The organism is Flavobacterium cupreum (genome assembly GCF_003996965.1).
Classification (GTDB): Bacteria; Bacteroidota; Bacteroidia; order Flavobacteriales; family Flavobacteriaceae; genus Flavobacterium; species Flavobacterium cupreum.
The window spans coordinates 211,402-233,669 of sequence record NZ_QWDM01000006.1 but is presented as its reverse complement, the minus strand read 5'-3'; the positions used below and the strand labels follow the sequence as shown (position 1 = coordinate 233,669).

22 protein-coding genes are annotated in these 22,268 nt (G+C 31.7%); all 22 read left to right on the top strand.

The window, feature by feature from the left end; all coding sequences use genetic code 11:
• Position 1 precedes the first annotated feature (1 nt).
• The 22 genes from D0817_RS11265 to D0817_RS11160 all read left to right on the top strand — a co-directional run bounded on the left by D0817_RS11265 (position 2) and on the right by D0817_RS11160 (position 22,248).
• A complete protein-coding gene (locus D0817_RS11265) occupies positions 2 to 1,033 on the top strand; it encodes a hypothetical protein (RefSeq protein ID WP_127338495.1) in 1,032 nt (343 codons plus the stop codon).
• Between the two features lie 33 nt (positions 1,034 to 1,066).
• A complete protein-coding gene (locus tag D0817_RS11260; RefSeq protein WP_238160854.1) occupies positions 1,067 to 1,726 on the top strand; it encodes an LbetaH domain-containing protein in 660 nt (219 codons plus the stop codon).
• 110 nt (positions 1,727 to 1,836) lie between these two features.
• Entirely contained in the window at positions 1,837 to 3,120 is a 1,284-nt protein-coding gene (locus D0817_RS11255) for a hypothetical protein (RefSeq protein WP_127338494.1), read from the top strand.
• A gap of 4 nt (positions 3,121 to 3,124) precedes the next feature.
• Positions 3,125 to 4,549 (top strand): lipopolysaccharide biosynthesis protein, encoded by a 1,425-nt coding sequence (locus tag D0817_RS11250; protein ID WP_127338493.1) that lies wholly within the window; start codon positions 3,125 to 3,127, stop codon positions 4,547 to 4,549.
• Between the two features lie 7 nt (positions 4,550 to 4,556).
• The gene (locus D0817_RS11245) at positions 4,557 to 5,654 is read left to right on the top strand and encodes a glycosyltransferase WbsX family protein (protein WP_127338492.1); all 1,098 of its coding nucleotides are present in this window, start codon (positions 4,557 to 4,559) and stop codon (positions 5,652 to 5,654) included.
• Between the two features lie 4 nt (positions 5,655 to 5,658).
• Entirely contained in the window at positions 5,659 to 6,777 is a 1,119-nt protein-coding gene (wecB, locus tag D0817_RS11240) for a non-hydrolyzing UDP-N-acetylglucosamine 2-epimerase (RefSeq protein WP_127338491.1), read from the top strand.
• Complete coding sequence (locus tag D0817_RS11235; RefSeq protein WP_127338490.1) at positions 6,767 to 7,846, top strand: glycosyltransferase family protein; 1,080 nt, start codon at positions 6,767 to 6,769, stop codon at positions 7,844 to 7,846. The genes wecB and D0817_RS11235 overlap by 11 nt, the downstream gene beginning before the upstream one ends.
• Positions 7,847 to 7,893: 47 nt before the next feature.
• Positions 7,894 to 8,883, top strand: a complete 990-nt coding sequence (locus D0817_RS11230) for an EpsG family protein (RefSeq protein WP_193555359.1) — start codon at positions 7,894 to 7,896, stop codon at positions 8,881 to 8,883.
• 36 nt (positions 8,884 to 8,919) lie between these two features.
• Positions 8,920 to 9,759 carry a glycosyltransferase family 2 protein gene (locus D0817_RS11225; protein ID WP_127338488.1) on the top strand — a complete coding sequence of 280 codons (840 nt, stop codon included), beginning with the start codon at positions 8,920 to 8,922 and terminating at the stop codon, positions 9,757 to 9,759.
• 40 nt (positions 9,760 to 9,799) lie between these two features.
• Positions 9,800 to 10,507 (top strand): glycosyltransferase family 2 protein, encoded by a 708-nt coding sequence (locus D0817_RS11220; protein ID WP_127338487.1) that lies wholly within the window; start codon positions 9,800 to 9,802, stop codon positions 10,505 to 10,507.
• A gap of 10 nt (positions 10,508 to 10,517) precedes the next feature.
• Entirely contained in the window at positions 10,518 to 11,090 is a 573-nt protein-coding gene (locus D0817_RS11215; protein ID WP_127338486.1) for an acyltransferase, read from the top strand.
• 13 nt (positions 11,091 to 11,103) lie between these two features.
• Positions 11,104 to 12,237, top strand: a complete 1,134-nt coding sequence (locus D0817_RS11210; RefSeq protein ID WP_127338485.1) for an NAD-dependent epimerase/dehydratase family protein — start codon at positions 11,104 to 11,106, stop codon at positions 12,235 to 12,237.
• A complete protein-coding gene (locus tag D0817_RS11205; RefSeq protein ID WP_127338484.1) occupies positions 12,237 to 13,262 on the top strand; it encodes a WaaS/CpsH family glycosyltransferase in 1,026 nt (341 codons plus the stop codon). The genes D0817_RS11210 and D0817_RS11205 overlap by 1 nt, the downstream gene beginning before the upstream one ends.
• A 12-nt stretch (positions 13,263 to 13,274) precedes the next feature.
• Positions 13,275 to 14,165, top strand: coding sequence for an NAD-dependent epimerase/dehydratase family protein (locus D0817_RS11200; RefSeq protein WP_127338483.1), 891 nt, complete (start codon positions 13,275 to 13,277; stop codon positions 14,163 to 14,165).
• Between the two features lie 23 nt (positions 14,166 to 14,188).
• A complete protein-coding gene (gene rfbC, locus D0817_RS11195; protein WP_127338482.1) occupies positions 14,189 to 14,737 on the top strand; it encodes a dTDP-4-dehydrorhamnose 3,5-epimerase in 549 nt (182 codons plus the stop codon).
• Positions 14,737 to 15,585, top strand: coding sequence for a dTDP-4-dehydrorhamnose reductase (gene rfbD, locus D0817_RS11190; protein ID WP_127338481.1), 849 nt, complete (start codon positions 14,737 to 14,739; stop codon positions 15,583 to 15,585). The genes rfbC and rfbD overlap by 1 nt, the downstream gene beginning before the upstream one ends.
• Before the next feature lie 33 nt (positions 15,586 to 15,618).
• Positions 15,619 to 16,488 carry a glucose-1-phosphate thymidylyltransferase RfbA gene (gene rfbA / locus D0817_RS11185; RefSeq protein ID WP_127338480.1) on the top strand — a complete coding sequence of 290 codons (870 nt, stop codon included), beginning with the start codon at positions 15,619 to 15,621 and terminating at the stop codon, positions 16,486 to 16,488.
• Between the two features lie 96 nt (positions 16,489 to 16,584).
• Positions 16,585 to 17,490, top strand: coding sequence for an MraY family glycosyltransferase (locus D0817_RS11180; protein ID WP_238160853.1), 906 nt, complete (start codon positions 16,585 to 16,587; stop codon positions 17,488 to 17,490).
• On the top strand, positions 17,490 to 17,915 hold the full coding sequence (locus tag D0817_RS11175) for a cupin domain-containing protein (protein WP_127338478.1): 426 nt from the start codon (positions 17,490 to 17,492) through the stop codon (positions 17,913 to 17,915). The genes D0817_RS11180 and D0817_RS11175 overlap by 1 nt, the downstream gene beginning before the upstream one ends.
• The gene (locus tag D0817_RS11170) at positions 17,908 to 19,044 is read left to right on the top strand and encodes a DegT/DnrJ/EryC1/StrS family aminotransferase (protein WP_127338477.1); all 1,137 of its coding nucleotides are present in this window, start codon (positions 17,908 to 17,910) and stop codon (positions 19,042 to 19,044) included. Before D0817_RS11175 ends, D0817_RS11170 begins: the two co-directional genes overlap by 8 nt.
• Before the next feature lie 191 nt (positions 19,045 to 19,235).
• Positions 19,236 to 21,203 (top strand): polysaccharide biosynthesis protein, encoded by a 1,968-nt coding sequence (locus tag D0817_RS11165; protein WP_127338476.1) that lies wholly within the window; start codon positions 19,236 to 19,238, stop codon positions 21,201 to 21,203.
• 178 nt (positions 21,204 to 21,381) lie between these two features.
• Positions 21,382 to 22,248 (top strand): ABC transporter permease, encoded by an 867-nt coding sequence (locus D0817_RS11160; RefSeq protein WP_127338475.1) that lies wholly within the window; start codon positions 21,382 to 21,384, stop codon positions 22,246 to 22,248.
• Positions 22,249 to 22,268: the final 20 nt, after the last annotated feature.

The following is a 22,268-nucleotide window of genomic DNA, read 5'->3' as shown; positions in this document are numbered from 1 at the left end:
TATGAAAAGAATTTTACTAAGTTTGATTTTTGGATTTCTTTTTTGTATTTCTTGTACCTCTCAAGATGAAGATGATAATGATGACCTTCTAATTAGAAGAGTTACTGATATAAGCGATAAACACCAAGCGTTTACAGACTTAGTTTATTTTAATAATCAATTTTTTTTAGCATTTCGGGAAGCAGATAAACATGCTTATGGTCAGGATGGTGTAATTAAATTATTAGTTAGTCAAGATGGCTTTAATTGGAATTTTATCAAAGAATTCAGTGTAAGCGGGACAGATTTACGAGATCCTAAATTTGCAATAAACAAGAATAATCTAATGCTTTATATTCATGGTTCTAAATATGAAAATAAAAAAGCAGCTTCTTATACAGATTATAATTCAAAATATTCTTCTTTGGGACAATGGGGTGATCTAAAAAACGTTGTTTTAGACAATTTAAAACTTACTACCGGAAAAATTTCTGGAAATGAGTCCTGGCCATGGCGAATTACCTGGTACAATGGCAAAGCATACAGCGTTGGTTATAATGGAAATGGAATATTCGATTTATATCAAAGTGACGAAGGTAACTTTTTTAAAAACATTAAATCGTTTAGCGATATTAGTAAATTGCCGACCGAATCAACTTTAAGAGTTTCTAACAAGGGAGAGTTTTTTATTTTAGCAAGAAGAAATAACGGCTCAGCTTTAATTGGAAGAACTTTTGATATTAATGGGAAATGGGATTGGTCTAGTGAAATTCCTATTCAAAATTTTGGAGGACCTAATTTCCTTTTTGCGAAAAATAATTTTATGATAATTTCCGGAAGAGAAAATGATCAGGTTGTGTTAGGACAATTCGATATAGTAACTAAAACATATAAAAGACTTTTGACAATTAAAAGTGGAGGCGATTGTTCTTATCCGGGAATGGTTATTAAAGATGATTACTTATGGGTAAGCTATTATTCTTCGCATGAAAGTGCTGCAGGAAGTTCAATTTATATTGCCAAAATAAATTTGCAAAAATTGAATGTCAATTAAAAGTTTTTGATAAAGAATTAAATACTGGATTAAATGATGATTTCCGACTTTGAAGATGACTATATTTTAGATTTACTATTTGATCAATTAAAATTGTTTAAATTAACTGATAGAGAGAAAAACATTATTATTAACTCCTTTGGTGAAACTAAATCGAGAACTGAGTTTTGTTTTGTAAATACTAACAATAAGTACTATAGTAAAAATGGTCTTGCTTTTTTTAACCCGTTTCATTCGGGTCAATGGTGTATTTTTTTATACTATTTAAGTAATACGATTTTTAAATCATCAGTCAATAATAGAACTATTTGTGATAAAATTTACTATCTCAATCGAATGTTAAATTCTTGTGATTTATTTTATGAGGTTAATCTTCCCGATATTTTCTTTTTGGATCACCCTCTGGGAACTGTAATTGGCAGAGGTGTCTTCAAAAATTATTTTTCTTTTAATCAGGGCTGTACTGTTGGAAATAATAAAGGTATTTTTCCTGTATTTGGTAAAAATGTAAAAATGTTGTCTAATACTAAGGTTTTAGGAAATTCGACAATAGGTGATAATGTCATCATTTCTGCAAATTCATATATTAAGGATACAGATATTCCTGGTGGTTCAATAGTTTTCGGAGCAAGTCCTAATTTAATTATAAAAAAAATTGACGCCAGCAACTATAAAAATTATTTTTCAAAATAACTTATATTCTTAAAATAAAGAGGTTGAATTTAGGTTATAATTGTAGCAGTTGATATGGAATTTTGAAAATAGTAAAAAATTACAAAATTAATATCAAATTTTAAACATACATGGACAAATATCTTATTAAATATTTAAAGGATAATTCAGAAAATAAATTGTCATCAAAATATATAGATTTTTTTAAAGCAGAATTAGATTGGCATATATATAATTCAGAAAAGCATATAACGAAATCTTATCATAGAAATCGAAAAATAACCTGGAGAGAAAGAGCAATAGAATTGCTTCAGTATTCGAACGCTATATTGAATAACCCAAAACAAGTATCTGAAAATATAAATATCTTATCTACGGTCAATTTTTCGGACAAGAAACTGTTAAAACAATTAGGATTTGACTCTTTTTTTCCTGTCTGGCAACCTATAGAAAGAAAAAACGTTTTTGGGGATTTCAAAACTATAAATTGGCACAAGAAAACTCAAAGGCTAATACATAAAGAAGATTTTAATACTTACCTGAAGCCAGAACTTCACGCTGAATTAGAAAAGTTTCAGTCGCATTTTATAGATCAATATGCTGAGAAAAATTTCAAAGCTTTATTGCTTAATACAGATCAATATTTTTATAGCAAATATTTTATAGATATTTTTAAAAAAATCCAAAAACCTTCTTTTGTTTTTTCACATGGCATGCCAGGAATTTATTCACTCGAAGTTGACAACAGATCTGATTATTTAATGGTGTGGAGTGAGAAAATTAAGAATAATTATATTGATGCAGGATTTAATTCTTCAAAAATTAAAGTTGTCGGAAATCCAAAATTTAAGACATTAGAAAAGGATAAAAATTTGCGGTCAGATCTGTCAAATATTTTGATTATTCCTCTTTCATCTGCCCTTTGGCATCAGCATGAGTACGACAATATAATAGTTAGCGATAAAAGTAAGATTGTTTTATACTTGTATAAGGTCCAGTCTGTTTTAAAAAAAATTGGAGTAAAAAAAGCCAGATACAGGCCACATCCATCGATTGATAAAAAGTGGGTTCATGCATTTTTAGACCAGGATTTTTACATTTTAGATAATGAAGACCTAACGACATCTCTTACCAAATCATCACTGGTTATTGGTGCTACATCTACAGTATTACTTGAGGCTTTAATGAATGGAGTTAATTATATTTTATTTGATCCCAAAAATGATGAGGGTATAAACATGGCCGGTTTTAAGGCAGTACCTCCATTTGACGGTTCTGAAAAAAAGATAATGCAGGCAAATGATGAAGGGGAATTGATAAAATTGCTAAAATTTAATGCTGTAACAGAGTACGGTCTGTTACATGATTACATACAAGAATTTGATTTATCAATTTTAAAGGAATTGATAAAATAATGACATGAAAGAGAATAAACAGTTAATTAAAAATACTACAATTTACGCTTTAGGAGACATCGTTCCCCGATTACTTGGATTTATAAGTTTCCCTATCCTTACCCGATATTTATCTCCTGCAGATTATGGTATTGTAAATTACGTAGGCACACTAACAACTTTTATGTTAGCCTTAGGTTTTTTATGTATAAATACTTATTATTTAGTTTTTTATTATAGATGTGAAGATGACATAACAAGGAAAAAGTTATTAGGAAACCTTACTTCTTTTGTCATTTTATTTAATGTGTTCATTGTAGTGCTGTTTGTGCTATTTGGACCCTATTTTTTTTCATTGCTTGGAAGTAATATTTCTTTTTATCCTTTTATATTAATAGGTGTTTTTACCAATTTTTTTAATATTTTTTCGATACTTCCTTCAGCACTGTATAGACTTTTGGAAAAGCCTTTAATGCTTACAATAATAAATATTTCAAGAGGAGTAATAACACTTGTACTAACACTAGTATTGGTAGTCTATTTTAAGTATTCTGCATTAGGAGTTTTATTGGCGGGACTGTTGGTTAATTTTATATATGCATTTGTTTTTCTCTATATTTCCAGAAAACATATCATATGGAATCTTTGCCTTAAACAAATAAAGGAAGTTCTGTTATTTTCTTTACCACTTGTCCCGGGTACTTTAGCTTATTATGTTACAACAATTTCTGACAGGATTTTGATAGACAAATATCTTAGTTTAAATGATTTGGGTATTTATAGTACAGCATCTACATTGGCATTGATCCTTAATATTTTCGCCTATGGAGCTTATAAGGCGTTTGAGCCTTTTATATTTAAAACCTGGGGGACTGACGGATTTATTAAAACATTTGAAAATATAAGGAATGGCTTTGTCTACGTTTTACTTATTGGCGTATTATGTTTAAGTGTGTTTTCAAAAGAGTTTTTTCAAATAATGTCAAATCCGCAATTTCATGGAGCATATTGGTATGTTCCAATGATAATAATTGGAGTGTACAGTTCTTCTTTGAGTATGTTATACGGCACTATTATTACAGCACAATCCAAAACCAAGATAAATTCCCTTATTAATATTATTGGTGCTGGTATCAGTATTGTTTTAAATATATTTTTATTGCCTTTGTATGGCCTTGTGGTTGCAGCTCTTGTCTCTAGTTTTTCTATGACTGTAATGTTATCCATCTCAATGTGGTATTCACGATTACAAATTAGTCATATCAGGCCATTCATTAGCATCCTGGTGATCTCAACTGCTATATTTATTTTGGTATATATTATCGATATTGATAATATACTACTTTCTATATTAATTAAATCTATTGCGATATTAATAGTAATCGCAATTTTATCATTAACTCTTGCCATTAATCCGATTAAGAGCATTATTGGATTCTATAAAAAATAATTAATTTATGATAACAAAAGCCCGTTTAATTGCATTTTATTTACCACAATTTCATCCAATACCCGAGAATGATGAGTGGTGGGGAAAAGGGTTTACAGAATGGACAAATGTAGGAAAAGCCAAGCGTTTGTTTCGAGGACACGAACAGCCTAAAATTCCTGCAGATTTAGGCTATTATGATTTACGTTTAAAGGAAACCAGAAAAGCTCAGGCAGATTTAGCAAGAGAACATGGTGTTGAAGGATTTTGTTACTGGCATTATTGGTTTGGTAACGGCAAAAGATTAATTGAGCAGCCCTTTAATGAAGTCGTAAATTCAGGAGAACCGGATTTTCCATTTTGTCTGGCTTGGGCAAATGACTCATGGATGGCTAAATTATGGAATAGTGAAGGCACATGTGTAAAAGAAACACTGCAGGAACAACTTTATTTAGGAGACGAAGATTATATTGAACATTTTAATGCGCTTTTGCCTGCATTTAAAGATAAAAGATACATACGTGTAGAGGATAAACCACTCTTTATGATTTATAAACCGTTAGAGTTTCCTGATGTTACCCGCTTTATTGAATTGTGGCAGGAGCTGGCCAAACAAAATGGACTTAAAGGAATTTATTTTGTCGGACAAACTCCAAACATAAAAAAACGGGAAAAGATCTTATCAAAAGGATTTGATGCTGTTAATGTTGTAAGATTATTTGAATATGTAAGGTATGGCAGAAGCCTGACAAGAAGAGCTTTTGATAAAATTAAAAGAAAGGTATTTAGGCTTCCATTTGTTTTTCAATACAAAGACGCAATGAAAAATTTCGTTGGAACAGAAGATTCTGATTTAAATGTAATGCCTTCGATCGTACCCAATTGGGATCACACACCGCGTAGTGGCCTAGGAGGACATGTTTATCTTAATTCTACACCTGAACTTTTTGGAAAACATGTTGAGCAGGTATTAGAAAAAATAAAAGATAAACCGGATGACAAGCGTATCGCTTTTATCAAATCATGGAATGAATGGGGAGAAGGTAATTATCTTGAGCCAGATTTGAAATATGGCTTGTCTCATCTTGAAGAATTGAAAAAAACCTTAAATGCCTTTGAAAAATAGACGTATGAAAAAAATACTCATCGTTTTTGGAACCAGACCAGAAGCTATAAAAATGGCACCATTGGTAAAAGAGTTTCAAAATCATAAGGATAAATTTGAGACAAAGGTTTGTGTTACTGCTCAGCATAGAGAAATGCTGGATCAGGTTTTAGATTTTTTTGAGATTGTTCCGGATTTTGATCTCAATCTCATGAGACCAGGTCAAAATTTATCTCAATTAACATCTGATGTAATTTTAGGATTAAAACCAATACTGGAAAGTTTTACGCCCGATTTTGTTTTTGTTCATGGAGATACTACAACATCTACTGCTGCTGCTTTGGCATCATTTTATGCAAATACAAAAGTTTGTCATATAGAAGCAGGTTTGAGAACTCATAATAAGTTGTCTCCGTTTCCGGAAGAAATGAACAGACAGTTAACCGGTCGTTTGGCTGATTTGCATTTTGCTCCGACGCAACAAGCGAAAAAGAACCTGCTGGATGAAGGAATTAGTGAAAAAGCAATCTTTGTAACAGGTAATACCGTAATTGACGCTCTTTTATTGGCAAAAGATAAGGTTGAAAATATTGAGGATAGTCAAATAAGTTTTTTAAAATCAATAATTGACCCTTCAAAGGAATTAATTGTTGTCACAGGGCATAGAAGAGAAAATTTTGGTGAAGGTTTTATAAATATTTGTCACGCTTTAAGACAACTTGCATTAGAACAGAATGTACAAATAGTGTATCCTGTTCACTTAAATCCAAATGTTAAGGAACCTGTATTTTCAATTCTGGGTAATATACCAACTATAAACCTAATAGACCCTTTAGCTTATCCGGGATTTGTTTGGTTAATGAAACAATCTAAAATAATAATTACTGATAGTGGAGGCGTTCAGGAAGAAGCGCCAAGCCTTGGAAAACCGGTACTTGTGATGAGGGATACCACAGAAAGACCAGAGGCAGTAGCTGCCGGAACTGTCATTCTTGTAGGTACTAATACCGAAGAAATTGTTAAACAGGCTACCGCTTTACTGACAGATGAGAATTTATACGAAAAGATGAGCAAAGCACATAATCCGTACGGCGATGGTTTAGCAAGCTATAATTGTGTTAAAATATTTTTGGATGGAAAGTAAACTGCTGATTTTAGCACCATATCCGACACCCGAGAATAGTAAGGACGGAATGATTAGCCGCGTAAAAGCTATTGATACTTTACTCGAAAACATACCACGGACATACTTATATGTTTCATTAAGGAATTTTAAACAAAGTAAAAATTATAAGGAAGGAATAGTAGATGTATATTCCCTGAACCTTTTGTCAGATTTCAGGACAATATTAAAATTAATAAAAGGTCATAAATATATCTATTCGCATTCTATTTACATGTTGAGTTTTTTATGGATTCTGATTTCTAAAAAAAATAATTCTTTGACTCTTGATTTACATGGAGTTGTTCCGGAAGAAGAAAAATATTTTAATAAAAGTAAAATTAGAGCTTCGTACTATAAATTTGTAGAATCTCAGGTTTTTAATCGGTTGGAGAATGCGATTTGTGTTACAGATACTATGAAAATTCATTACCAAAAAAAGTACAAATCGTTTAAAGGTGCTTTTTTGGTTTATAGTATTGTGCCAGATAATTTACAGGTAAACGATCCGTATATAACAAGTGGTATAAAAGAGAAAAATAAAGAGAAAATTCAGGTTGTATACAGCGGCGGTGCGCAAGCGTGGCAAAATGTTGATTTAATGATTGAATTTATTAAAAGAAATCAATCACCACGCATTCATTATACAATTCTTACTGGTGATAAAAAGACTTTTGAGGATAAATTAACGGTAAACAATATAAATTTAGATTCTATTACAATCACTAGCAGGAATCCTTCTGATTTATGGAAAGATTACATAGCTGCAGATTACGCTTTAATATTAAGAGATGAAAATATAGTGAATAAGGTAGCCTGTCCCACTAAATTAATAGAATACTTATATTATGGTTTAATACCAATTGTTTTATCCGAAGAAATAGGAGATTATAAAAAAATGGGATATGACTTTATTAAAATAAATGATTTTGATAAAAATACCATTGAAAAGCCATTAGAAGCGAGTTCAAATAATATTAATATAGCTAAAAAACTTATAGAAATAAACCAGTCTGTTGATTTGTGTAATTTTATATTGAAACAACTTTAAGTCGTCAGATGATTTTAATACTGCTTTTTACATTTTTTACATTTTTAATGATTTCTCTCTTTCCTCCGGAAGATAGAATGGTAAAAAATGCAATGTTCATATGTCTGGGCCTGATTTTAATTTTCATTGCAGGTTTTCGGGGAGAAGGCGTTGATAGGGATTATAATAATTATGTAGAAATGTTTCATCAGCGGGAGTTTATTGTGATGGAACCTTCTTTTGTAGCTATCTCAATGGTTATTGAGACTGTTTTTGGAGACAACCCTTTATTTTTGTTTTTAATTTTTGCCATACTGGGGGTCTCAATTAAATTAATTGCCATAAAGAAATTGACTAGTTTATGGTTTTTATCCGTATTGGTATACCTAAGCAATTTTTTCATATTGCATGAAATGACTCAGATTAGGGCAGGGATAGCCTCTTCTTTTTTACTGTTGTGTATTAAACCAATATATGACCGTAATCTGAAGCTTTTTTTGCTGTTTGCAATGCTTGGACTTTCCTTCCACTATTCTGCTTTAGTAATTTTGCCCTTATGGTTTTTAGGAAATGAACCTCGTAAAAAATGGATGTTTTTTTCAATGCCTTTTGTCTATTTAATCTATTTTTCCGGAATAAATTTGATAGGTATTATTCCGATACCGGGAGTACAGGAGAAAATTCAAATGTATCAGAAATTGCAGGAAATTGGTGATCAGGAATCAACAGCAATCAATGTTTTTAATCTTGTTTTTTTATCTAAAACTGCAATATTTTATTTCTTGTTATTTAAATACGATCTAATACTTTATTACAATAAGTATTTTACAATTTTAATGAAAATTTATTGCATAGCCTTAATGGTGTACCCTTTGCTTTCAAGTGTCCCGGCAATTGCAGTTCGTATAAATGAATTATATGCCATTGTGGATATTATATTGATTCCATTATTATACTATGCATTTAAGCCAATTTACTTTTCAAGGATGATAGTGATTTCTATAGGATTTACGCTTTTACTTGTTGTACTGTTTTACGTAAAATTGATTACAAATTAATATCTAGAAATCTTTTTAATCCATAATTTTAATAATATGCTTGCTGCAGTTGTAGTCTTATATAACCCTGACGATACCATTCTAGAAAATATTGATAGCTATTTTAATCGGGTAAACTTTATTTATATTATTGATAATTCAGATAAGCCAAATGGCCATAAATTTTCTGGTTTAGGTCCCAAAATTGAATATGTTTTTAATAACGGAAATCTTGGTATTGCCCAGGCTCTTAATATAGGCTGTAAGAAGGCCCTGGCAAGTGGTTTTGAATGGATTATTACAATGGATCAGGATAGTAAGTTCCTCAATTTCACGGATAATGTAAAGGATTTGATTTCAAATAATACAAATAGAAATATTGCGCTCTATTATCCGGATTACATAATTGATGGTAAATTATATGATAAATCTATAAAAGAAGACAATGAGCCTATCATTGTAATGACATCGGGAAACATTGTAAACCTAAAAATTCATGAAAAAATAGGTGGATTTGAAGAGAAATTATTTATAGATTATGTTGATATAGAGTATTGTTTGAAACTTAAAAAAGAAGGATATAGCATTGCCAATTTACCAAATGTATTGTTACAGCATGAACTTGGAGATTCAAAACGCACTTCTTTTCTTTTTGTAAAAGCAATTGTGACAAATCACTCGAGTATTAGGAGATATTATATAACAAGAAATAGATTATATGTTAGAAATAAGTATAAAGATGTCTCAAATACCTTTGCAAAGATAGAAACAAGAGTTTTTATAAATGATATTTTGAAAATTCTGATGTTTGAGAGCCATAAGATGTCAAAAATCAAAAGTATAATTAAAGGTTACCTTGATTATCGTAACAATTGTTTTGGGATTTACAATAAATAATTAAGGGTATTACTACTAACTATACTAAATTTAAGATGAAATGATATCAGTATGTATTGCAACATATAACGGAGAAAAATACATTAGAGAGCAGCTTTTATCTATACTATTTCAATTAGAATCAGATGATGAAATTATAATTTCAGATGATCATTCAACTGATGAGACGATTTCAATTATTAAATCGTTAAATGATAACAGGATTAAAATCTTTTTCAATGTAAAAAAAGGATATACAAATAATTTTCAAAATGCTATAATGCAAGCCTCGGGAGATCATATTTTTTTATCTGATCAGGACGATGTCTGGGAAAAAAATAAAGTTAAGATAGTATCAGGATTTTTAAAGAATCATGATTTTGTTGTGAGCAATGCAAAAATTGTTGATGAAAATTTAGTACCGACCGGCTTGACTTTTTTTGAAATGCGGGGTGGCGGTAAGAAGGGTTTCTGGAGTAATTTAATTAAGGCAAAATATTTGGGCTGTTGCATGGCTTTTAATAAAAACATACTTCCTAAATTGATACCATTTCCTGAAAAAGTCAAATTATGTCCGCATGATTTATGGCTGTCTTTGATTTCGGAATTTTACTATAAAACGTATGTAATTAGTGAACCTCTGGTTTTATATAGAAGACACAATCAAAATGTATCAACAGGAGCTGCAAAAAGTACAAGTTCTTTTTTGTTTAAGGTTAAGTTCAGAGTGTATTCCTTTTTTAAAGTAATTTGTAGAGCTAAAGCATAATTTTAATAACATGATTTTTAAAATATTTTGGATTATCAGAGCTTTGATTTATAAAGCTTTCATAGGAAAAATTGGTTTTCCGTCATACATAGGGAAACCTGTTTATCTGGGAAGAATTAATCGGGTTTTTATCGGTAAGAAGGTGCGTATTTTTCCAGGTGCAAGAATTGAAGTAATTGATAATTTATCTTCAATTGTTTTTGAAGATGATATTTCTGTTGGCCAAAATCTTCATATCATTTCTGGTGGGAACCTTATTATCAAAACCAGGACAACGATATCAGCGAATGTTTTTATAAGTAATCTTGACCATGATTATAAAGCAATAGAGGTGCATATCTTAGAGCAGCCCAATATAATCAGGGAGACCTTAATTGGCGAGAATTGTTTTATTGGTTATGGTGCAGTAATTCAGGCAGGCACTATATTGGGAAATCACTGCATTGTTGGATCAAACTCTGTTGTTCGGGGAAGTTTTCCAGATTATTCTGTAATAGTAGGAGCGCCGGCAAAAGTTGTTAAAAGATATAATGCAGATAAAAAACAATGGGAAAAAACAAATCCCGAAGGAACATTTATATAAATAAGTATTAAATATGAAAAATATTTTGATTACTGGAGGTGCTGGATTTATAGGCAGCAATCTTTCTTTAGAATTAATTAATAAAGGTTATTCAATAACAGTTTTAGATAATTTATCAACACAAATACATGGCGAAAACCCTAAAGTCACTTCTCCTCTTTACAAAAGCATAAAAGATAAAGTTACGTTTATTGAAGGAACAGTAACTTCTCGCGCAGATTGGGAAAAAGCCTTAAAAAATCAAGATGTTGTGGTACATTTTGCAGCCGAAACAGGAACCGGACAATCAATGTATTGTATTGAAAAATATACAGAAGTTAATATTCAGGGTACGGCCATTATGTTAGATATTCTGGCAAATACTCCCCATCAGGTAAAAAAAATTGTAATAGCTTCATCCAGATCAATCTATGGAGAAGGAAAGTATATCCATCCTGAATTGGGAGCGATTTATCCAGGCTACAGAAATGAAAAGGATATGCTGGAAGGAAAATTTGAATTGAATTATGAAGGCAGTTCAGATTTAGTATTAGTAGCAACAGATGAAGAATCAAAAATTCATCCATCATCTGTTTATGGTATTACAAAACAGAATCAGGAACAAATGATTATGACGGTTTGCCCCACTATAGGAATTGCTCCGGTGGCGTTTAGATATCAAAATGTATATGGTCCTGGACAATCACTTTCTAATCCTTATACTGGGATACTATCCATATTTTCGACCCAGATTAGAAATAATAATCCTATTCAAATATTTGAAGACGGAAAAGAATCAAGAGATTTTGTTTTTATCGACGATGTAATTCAGGCTACTGTATTAGGGATTGAAAAAGAAGAAGCAAATGGTCATGTATTTAACGTCGGGACAGGAATACCAACAGATGTTGTTGAAGTGGCTAATTCGTTGATAGAGGCGTATGCTATTAATGTTCCTGTAACTATTACAGGGAGATTCAGACTAGGTGACATTCGCCATAATTATGCTGATTTAACGAAAATTAAAACAAAACTGGGATTTGAACCCAAATTTACTTTTAAGGAAGGTATTAAGAAATTTTCGGCGTGGGTATTAGAGCAGGAAATTCAGGAAGATAAATTAAGTAAATCTCTGGACGAGATGGTAAAAAAAGGTTTGTTGAAATAATGGAGGATAAATATTTTGATAATAAAAAGATACTTTTTCTTTCTGTAAAATTATTCAATTATGAGAATATTATTGCTGAAAAACTAAGATTCCTTGGTGCGGAAGTAGATTATTATGATGAAAGACCAAATAATTCAATTTTTAGTAAGGGTATAATCCGATTAAAAAGAAGTCTTTATAACCGGATAATAACTAAGTACTACCATGAGATTTTAGAAAAAATTCGCAAAAAAAAATATGACTATTTCTTTTTGATAAAAGGAGAAGTAGTTCCTCAGTTTTTTATCGACAGGGTAATTGAATTAAATCCCAAAATTATATTACTTTATTATACGTTTGATTCATTTGAAAATAACCCTAACGGTATTGCCATTTTAAAAAACTTCGATAGGAAGTATACATTTGATCCCAAGGATTCTGCAGTTTATAATTTAAAATTTAGGCCATTATTCTTTTCGGATGATTATTACAAACTGGATAGTCAGCAGAATCCTGTATACGATTTGTTATTTATTGGTACAGCACATTCTGACAGGTATATTATTAGCGAAAAAGCCAGTGTATGGTGTCTGAAAAATAAACTTAAAAGTTTTGCATTTTATTACTCACCCAGTAGAATTGTGTTCTTGTTTTTTAAATTGTTTGATTCTTCTTTCAAAAAATTCAATTACAATAAAATTTCTTTTTCCAGTTTAAAACATGAGCAAATAATAGAATTATACAAACAATCAAAAGTTGTTTTAGATATAAATCATCCAAATCAGATAGGTTTGACAATGAGAGTATTTGAAGCACTGGGCAGTGGAAAAAAAATAATTACAACAAACGCTGATATAAAAAGATATCCATTTTATAATGAAAACAATATTTATATCATTGATAGAAATAATATTGAATTGAATTATGAATTTTTCAATTTAAAATTTGAAGAGATAGACGAACAAGTTTACGAAAAAATGTTTATTTCCGGATGGCTTAAAGAATTATTTTTTGATGATTTTTCTTTTAATTGGTTGCAAAAATAGATATACAATTTAATGAATATACTTTTAACGGGTGCAAATGGTTTTTTAGGTTCAGCTATAAAAAAAGAATTAGCGGAGAATTATAATATTATTACTTTATCCAGATCAAATTCTTTCTATAACGTTTCATTAGAAAAAGAAATTCCTGATTTTAATCAGGAATTTGATTTAATTATTCATGCAGCGGGTAAAGCACATAGTATTCCAAAAACAGAGCCCGAAAAAAAACAATTTGAAGATGTAAATTTTTCAGGAACATTAAATATTTTAAAAGGTTTAGAGAAATCCGGTATACCAAAGCAATTTATTTTTATTAGTTCCGTTGCTGTTTATGGCCAGGAGAAAGGTTATGATATTAATGAAGAACATGCTTTGCTCGCCTCTGATCCCTATGGATTAAGTAAGATTAAAGCAGAAAATCTGGTGATTGAATGGTGTGAGAAAAATAATGTTACTCATACAATTTTGAGATTGCCGCTTTTAGTAGGGGAAAACCCTCCCGGTAATTTAGGAGCTATGATAAAAGCGATTAAAAAAGGATACTATTTTAATATTGGAAAAGGACAGGCCAGAAAAAGTATGGTCTTGTGTAAAGATGTTGCAGTATTACTTCCTATTGTAGCACCAATAGGTGGGATTTATAATCTTACTGATGGTTTTCATCCTAATTTTAATGAACTAAGTCTGGCTATTTCAAAAGGTAAAAAACAAATTTCTTTACCAATGGCTCTAGCCAAAATTATTGGAAAAACTGGAGATATAATTGGAGATAAAGCTCCTGTTAATTCGTTAAAAATAAAAAAAATAATTTCAGATCTGGTTTTTGACGACTCGAAAGCCAGAAAATTACTGAATTGGAATCCGGAACCAGTTTTGGTTTTTTTTAAAAATGAAAAGTTATAAAGTGATAAAAAATAATATTTAATATGAACATAGAAAAAACATTTATAAAAGATTTAGTAGTAGTAGAACCAATTGTTTTTGGAGATGAGAGAGGTTACTTTTTTGAATCTTACAGCAAAACTAAATTTTCAGACTTAGGGATTGAAATTGAATTTGTTCAGGACAATCAGTCTTTTTCTAAGAAAGGTACTTTACGCGGACTTCATTATCAAAATCCACCCTTTGCCCAGACTAAATTAGTTCGTGTTTTAGAAGGAGAGATTATTGATGTTGCTGTAGATTTGAGAAAAGATTCACCAACTTATGGTAAAGCGTTTAGTGTTTTGTTATCGGCAGAAAATAAAAAGCAGTTATTAGTACCGCAAGGTTTTGCACATGGTTTCTCAGTAATAAGCGAAACGGCTTCTGTAATGTATAAATGTGATCAGTTTTATAATAAAGCCTCTGAGGGCGGAATTAAATTTGATGATCCGTCTCTAAGTATTGATTGGGGAATGGATTTGGAGAATGCCATTGTTTCTGAAAAAGATAAGATACTTCCTTTTATTGAGAACTGTAATAGCTTATTCTAATGGAAAAAATTTTAGTAACGGGCTCAAATGGTCAATTAGGTTCAGAATTAAGAATTTTATCAGAAAAGTATCCCCAGTTTGAATGGATTTTTGCTGACAGAACACAACTTTCTTTAGACAATTTGTCTATTCTTGAGGATCAGCTAGATGCAGACAGTCCGGATATAATTGTTAATTGTGCTGCTTACACAGCGGTAGATAAAGCTGAATCTGAAGAGGAACTAGCAGATACAATTAACCATTTAGCGGTTGGTATTCTGGCAGACTGGTCTTCAAAAAACAATTCTAAGTTAATACATGTATCTACTGATTATGTGTTTGATGGAACATCATCTACTGCTTTGACAGAGAATGCACCAACAAATCCAATAAATGTTTACGGAGCAACCAAACTGGCAGGGGAACAGTTATGTCTGCAAAAAAATCCGGAAGCAATAATCCTTCGAACATCGTGGGTGTATTCAGGTTTTGGAAACAATTTTGTAAAAACCATGTCACGATTAATGATCGAAAGAGATACGCTTAGTGTGGTAAATGATCAGATAGGAAGCCCTACTTATGCTGCTGATCTCGCACAAGCTATTATAACAATAATTACACATTCGAATTGGACGGGTGGAATTTATAATTTTTCTAATGAAGGAGAAATTAGCTGGTACGAATTTGCATTAGCTATAAAAGAAATTGGAGGTTATACTTGTGAAGTAAGCGGAATTCCTTCTTCTTCATATCCTACTCCTGCAAAAAGACCGGCGTATTCTTTATTGGATAAATCTAAAATTAAAAAAGAATTTCAAGTTGCTGTTCCAAATTACAAAGAGAGTTTAAAAGTAATGATGAGTTTATAAAATTTAAATATCATTTGATTTAATAAAAAAAATATGAAAGGAATTATATTAGCAGGAGGTTCAGGAACAAGATTACATCCTTTAACATTAGCTGTAAGTAAACAGTTAATGCCAGTTTATGATAAACCGATGATTTATTACCCGCTCTCCACTTTGATGATGGCAGGTATTAATGAAATATTAATTATATCTACACCGCATGATTTACCTCATTTTAAGAAACTATTAGGGGACGGAAGTGCTATTGGATGTAAATTCAGCTATGCGGAACAACCCAATCCAAATGGGTTAGCACAGGCTTTTGTAATTGGTGAAGAGTTTATTGGTAACGATAAAGTAGCATTAGTTTTAGGAGATAATATCTTTTTCGGAACCCATATGCAGCAATTATTAAAAGAAAATGCGAATCCGGAAGGAGGAGTAGTTTTTGCCTACCACGTTTCAGATCCTGAACGTTACGGAGTTGTAGAGTTTGATGATGATAGAAAAGCAATTTCAATTGAAGAAAAGCCAATAGCCCCTAAATCGAACTTTGCTGTTCCGGGATTGTATTTCTACGATAATTCAGTTGTTGAAATTGCTAAAAATATCAAGCCAAGCGCAAGAGGTGAATATGAGATTACCGATGTAAATAAAGTATATCTCGAACAGGGAAAATTAAAAGTTGGAATCCTGAGCAGAGGAACAGCGTGGCTGGATACCGGAACTTTTAACAGCTTAATGCAGGCCGGACAATTTGTTCAGGTGTTAGAAGAACGCCAGGGACTAAAAGTAGGCTGTATCGAGGAAATTGCCTGGAGACAAGGTTTTATTACTTCTGAACAGTTAAGAAATTTGGCAGAACCTTTAAAGAAATCCGGGTACGGTGAATACCTTTTGAATATTTTAAAATTTAAAATTTAACCTGCGAAATTCATTCTTTTTGAAGTTCTTATTTAGCTTATGATTTACACCATAATATTTCTTATCTTATTTATAATTGAGTTGTTATATTTTAAAGTGGCCGATCGCTTTAATATTATTGATAAACCAAACTTAAGAAGTTCTCATACCGAAATTACATTAAGAGGCGGTGGCATCATTTTTTGGTTCGCAGCATTGCTCTATTTCGCTCAAAATATACCGTACAATTATTTTTTCTTTACAGGAATTACACTCGTTACCTTGGTAAGCTTTTGGGATGATATTCAGAGTTTGTCCACTAAAATCAGAATATCGGTTCACTTTCTGGCTATTAGTTTAATTTTTTATGATTTAGGGGTGTTTGTTAATTTACATCCGATCGCCATTGTTTTGGCCTATATTTTTGCTATCGGAATTATCAATGCATATAATTTCATGGATGGTATCAATGGCATAACCGGTTTGTATACCTTAGTGGTTATGGGATCTTTATGGTATGTAAATAAAAATGTGCAGCTTTTTACCGATGCAAGTTTCATAATTTATGCCATGCTGGCTAGTATGGTTTTTCTGTTTTTTAATTATAGAAAAAAGGCAAAATGTTTTGCAGGTGATGTTGGGAGTATTGCCATCGCTTTTTGGGTTATTTTTCTCATTCTGAAATTGATTTTACTCACCAATTCGATTATCTGGCTTTTGTTTTTAGCAGTCTATGGAGTTGATGCAATTTGTACAATCTTGCATAGGTTGTACCTGAAACAAAATATTTTTGAGGCGCACAGGCTTCATTTCTACCAGATATTAAGCAACGAATATAAAATCCAGCATCGTATTGTATCCTTAATTTATGCCATAACGCAAAGTATTATTTCAGGCATAGTTGTATTCTTCTACGATAAACTGGAAACAGTTACACTTTTTGTTGTAATTATCTCGCCACTCATTTTGGTATATTCATTGAAATTTTACCTGATTCGTAAAGCAAGTTTAAAAATAAGCTAATGGAACCCACAATAACTCAGGGAGGAAATTTTTCAGACCATAGGGGAACTATTTCATATGTCAATGATTTTAGTTTTAAAGACATTGAAAGATTTTATATCATAAGTAATTCTGATGCAAATCCGATCAGGGCCTGGCAGGGACATAAACTGGACGCTAAAAATTTTTATTGTTTAAGCGGATCTTTTAAAATTCATTTTGTGAAAATTGATGACTGGGAACAGCCCTCAAAGGATTTGGTTATTGAAACGGTATTTGCAAGTGCTTCAGACAGTAAAATTATCCACATTCCTGCCGGATATGCCAATGCTATAGAGTCTTTGGAAAGCGACTCAAAATTAATTTCATTTTCGACTTTACCTTTATCAAATGTAAGTGAGGATGATGTTAGGTATGATTCAAATTATTGGAAAATTAATGACTGATAAAAGAATTTTTTTGTCATTGCCACAATTAAGCGGCGAAGAACAAAAGTATATTCAGAAAGCTTTAGATGATAATTGGATTACCTCCGGTGGCCCAAATGTGAATGATTTTGAAAATGATTTACAGGAATTTTTGCAGGATGATGTTTCGGTAGCGGCTTTAAATTCAGGTACGTCTGCAATTCACTTGGCATTAATCTTACTCGGTGTTAAAGCCGAAGATGAGGTAATCTGTCAAAGCATGACATTTTCTGCATCTGCGAATCCTATTTTATATCAGAAAGCAATTCCTGTTTTTGTGGACAGTGAAGGGGAAACGTGGAATATTTGTCCGCAAAACCTCGAAATTGCAATAAAAGACAGAATAGCCAAAGGCAAAAAACCAAAAGCAATTATAGCAGTACATTTATACGGAATGCCTTATAAAGTGGATGAGGTTCATGCCGTGGCAAATAAATATGAAATCCCTGTTATTGAAGACAGTGCCGAAGCACTGGGAAGTCATTACAAAGGTAAAAAATGCGGTACTTTCGGAACCTTTGGAATTTTCTCCTTTAATGGGAATAAAATCATTACAACCTCCAGCGGCGGAGCCCTTATTTCGCACGCTAAAAATCTCAAAGAAAAAGCGATTTTTTATGCAACCCAGTCCAGAGATGAGGCGATTCACTACCAGCATAGCGAAATAGGATACAACTACAGAATGAGTAATGTTTGTGCCGGAATTGGAAGAGGACAAATGAAAATTCTGGACGCTAATTTAAAAGTTAAAAAACAAATTCACGATTTTTACGTTAGCGTATTTAAAGATATAAAGGGAATAACTGTTTTCGAAAATTTAAATACCGACTATGATTCAAACTATTGGCTGACAACAATCTTAATAGAACCCGGTCAAAATAGGAACAGGACTATTTTGCTCCAGGCTTTTGAAGAAAAGAACATAGAATCCAGGCCATTGTGGAAACCCATGCATTTACAACCTTTGTTTTCTCAATATCCTTACTATGGCAGTACTGTTTCTGAAAATTTATTTGAAAAGGGTTTGTGTCTGCCATCCGGTACCAGCTTAAGTAGTTCGGAAAAAGCAAGAATTAAAGAGGTAGTAAATCAATTATTTCAGATTTAAGAATATAATGAAGGAATTTTACAGGATATATAATACTATTTACTTTTAATTATAAAAACACGCTTTAATGCAATTTTTTATAACATATAGTAAGAACTACACATGTTATTTTTAAATGAAAAGAAAATTTTAATATCTTTAATTTGTATTTTTGTAATAATTACAATTAAGATTATCAAAGCAAAACCAAATTGAATACAGATAAACAAACCAAAGTCACGGATTTCCTGCATACTTTTCTTTCGCCAAGAAATTTAAGAGCCAATATAAATAACCTTAGCTATTTGCCAAGGTGGATTATTGTTGGAATAGATGTAATGGTCCTGATTTTTTCTTTTACTTTTACCTATATGCTGTTTGAAGGTACTGCATTAGGCTATATTATAACTTCACATCATTTTTATTTCGTAGGCAGCCTCATTTTTGTAAATGTATTTTTCTTTTGGTTGTTCAGGACCTATTCCGGTATTATAAGGCATTCCTCTTATATTGATGCGATAAAGCTACTGTTTTCGCAGATGTCCGTTTTAGTGTTTTTCTTGTTTTTAAATTTAGTTTTTGAATTATATTTCGGGCACAAAGCCTTCTTAAATACAGCCCTTTTTATTAATCTGGTGCTGTCTTTTTGCGGATTGTTTCTATATCGCGTAATTGTAAAACAAACTTTCGAATTATATTTCTCAGAGAAAACAAATTCTAAGCTAATCAGGACTGTTATTTACGGAACGGACGCCAATGCTATATCAGTAGCCAATGCTTTAAAATTTGAAACACCGTCAAGATTTAAGATTGTTGGTTTTGTTGATAAAAACAATCAGAATGCCTCTAAGCGAATGCTTGATCTTCCAATTTTGATTCTAAGAAAAAAATTACCGGCCTTAATGCGGTCTGTAGCGGCAGAAGGTGTCATTATAGCCGATAAAAGTTTGTCTAAAGAGGAACAATTAATTATTGTTGACCAATGTCTTGAGTTTAACTACAGAGTTTATACAGTACCACTGATCTCCGACTGGGAAAACCAGAAAGAGATTTCCCAAAAAGTAAAAAACATACAAATTGAAGATTTACTGGAAAGAAAACCAATTGTACTGGACAGTAAATCGATTTCGAAACAATTAAAAGATAAAACCGTATTAATTACAGGCGCAGCAGGATCAATAGGAAGTGAAATAGTAAGACAGGTACTAGGGTTTAGCCCTAAAAGAATTATTATTTTAGATCATGCCGAAACACCACTCCATAATTTATGCTTAGAAATTTTAAGTGTTGATTCTGAAACTAAAATTGTAGCGGTAATTGCTGATGTGAGAAGTAAGAAATCACTTGAAAAAGTTTTCAAAACATACAACCCTCATGTTGTTTATCATGCAGCTGCTTACAAACATGTTCCATTAATGGAAGAAAACCCGGCACAGGCGATATTAACAAACATTAAAGGGACCAGAAACCTAGCCGATTTATCCTGCAAATACAATGTTCGAAAATTTGTGATGGTTTCTACTGACAAAGCAGTTAATCCCAGCAATGTAATGGGGGCCAGTAAAAGAATTGCAGAGAAATACGTTCAGTCTTTATTTTTAAAAAACCAGCAGGAGAATTTCGAAGTAGTAACCAAATTTATTACCACCCGTTTCGGTAATGTTTTAGGTTCGAACGGATCAGTGGTGCCTTTGTTTACCAAGCAAATTGCTGCAGGTGGACCTGTTACCATAACACATCAGGACATTATCCGTTATTTTATGACGATCCCGGAAGCATGCCAGTTGGTACTGGAAGCCGGAGCAATGGGTAACGGAGGGGAGATTTACATCTTCGATATGGGAAAACCGGTGAAAATTATTGACTTAGCCAAAAAGATGATCAAACTGGCAGGTTTTATTCCTGACAAGGAAATAAAAATAAAAATTGTCGGATTGAGACCCGGAGAAAAATTATATGAAGAATTATTAAATGATACTTCCAAAACATTGCCGACCTATCATAATAAAATCATGATCGCTCAGGAAATACAGGACGAATATGAAAACCTCCATATTGAGATTGATGAACTGATCGGGATTGCAGATTTCTATGACAATGATGATATTGTTGCTAAAATGAAAAAAATTGTTCCGGAATTCAAAAGTATGAATTCGGCTTTTGAAGTTTTGGATAATTAATTTAAAAATTAAATTTTGATTGAAATGAGATATAAAAAGGGTGTTTTTTTTAAAACGCCTTTTTGCTTTTTTAATAATTTTTAAAAGACTAAAAATCTTGTTAATTGCGTGTATAGTAAGGAAGCCCCCTGTCTATCTTAAATAATATTATTGCAATTTAATTGTAATACAACTGAAAATGAACAATACAAATACTACTAATGACTGGTTGTTTGAAATAACACCCAAAAACAAATTCTTCTCACTAAATCTTAAAGAAGTCTGGCAATATCGCGATTTACTGTTTCTTTTTGTAAAACGAGATGTTATTACTGTTTATAAACAAACTGTATTGGGTCCTTTATGGTATCTGATTCAGCCTCTTTTTACTGCAATAACTTTTACCATAATATTTAACAACGTTGCCGGAATCAACACCGGTAATGTACCTCCGTTTCTTTTCAATCTGGCAGGTATAACGGTTTGGAATTATTTCACAGCCTGTCTAAACGGCACTTCTGATACTTTTAAAGCCAATGCCGGAATATTTGGTAAAGTCTATTTTCCCAGAATTATAACGCCTCTTTCAGTCGTCATTTCGAATCTGATTAAATTCGGGATACAATTTTTTATTTTCATTGCCTTTTATTGTTACTATTACATTCAGGGGAAAGACCTGAGCTTAAATGGTTCTGTATTTCTTTTCCCGGTGCTAATTCTGGTCATGGGATTTTTGGGTTTGGGACTGGGAATGTTTATTTCTTCACTGGTTACAAAATACCGTGATTTTAGCTACCTTATTGGTTTCGGAATACAATTACTTATGTACTTATCAGCAGTAATGTATCCAATGGAATTAATTAAACAAAAACTGCCGGGTTATGGCTGGATTGTAGAATATAATCCTCTGGCCTATATTATAGAAACCTCCAGATATATGCTTTTAAATGTGGGCGAAATATCAATTTTGGGACTGTGTTACACTACGATTATTACCATAGCAGTATTTTTTCTTGGTCTTTTAGTTTTCAATAAAACGGAAAAAAGCTTTATTGACACTGTTTAAATTTTTAAAAATACAAAACT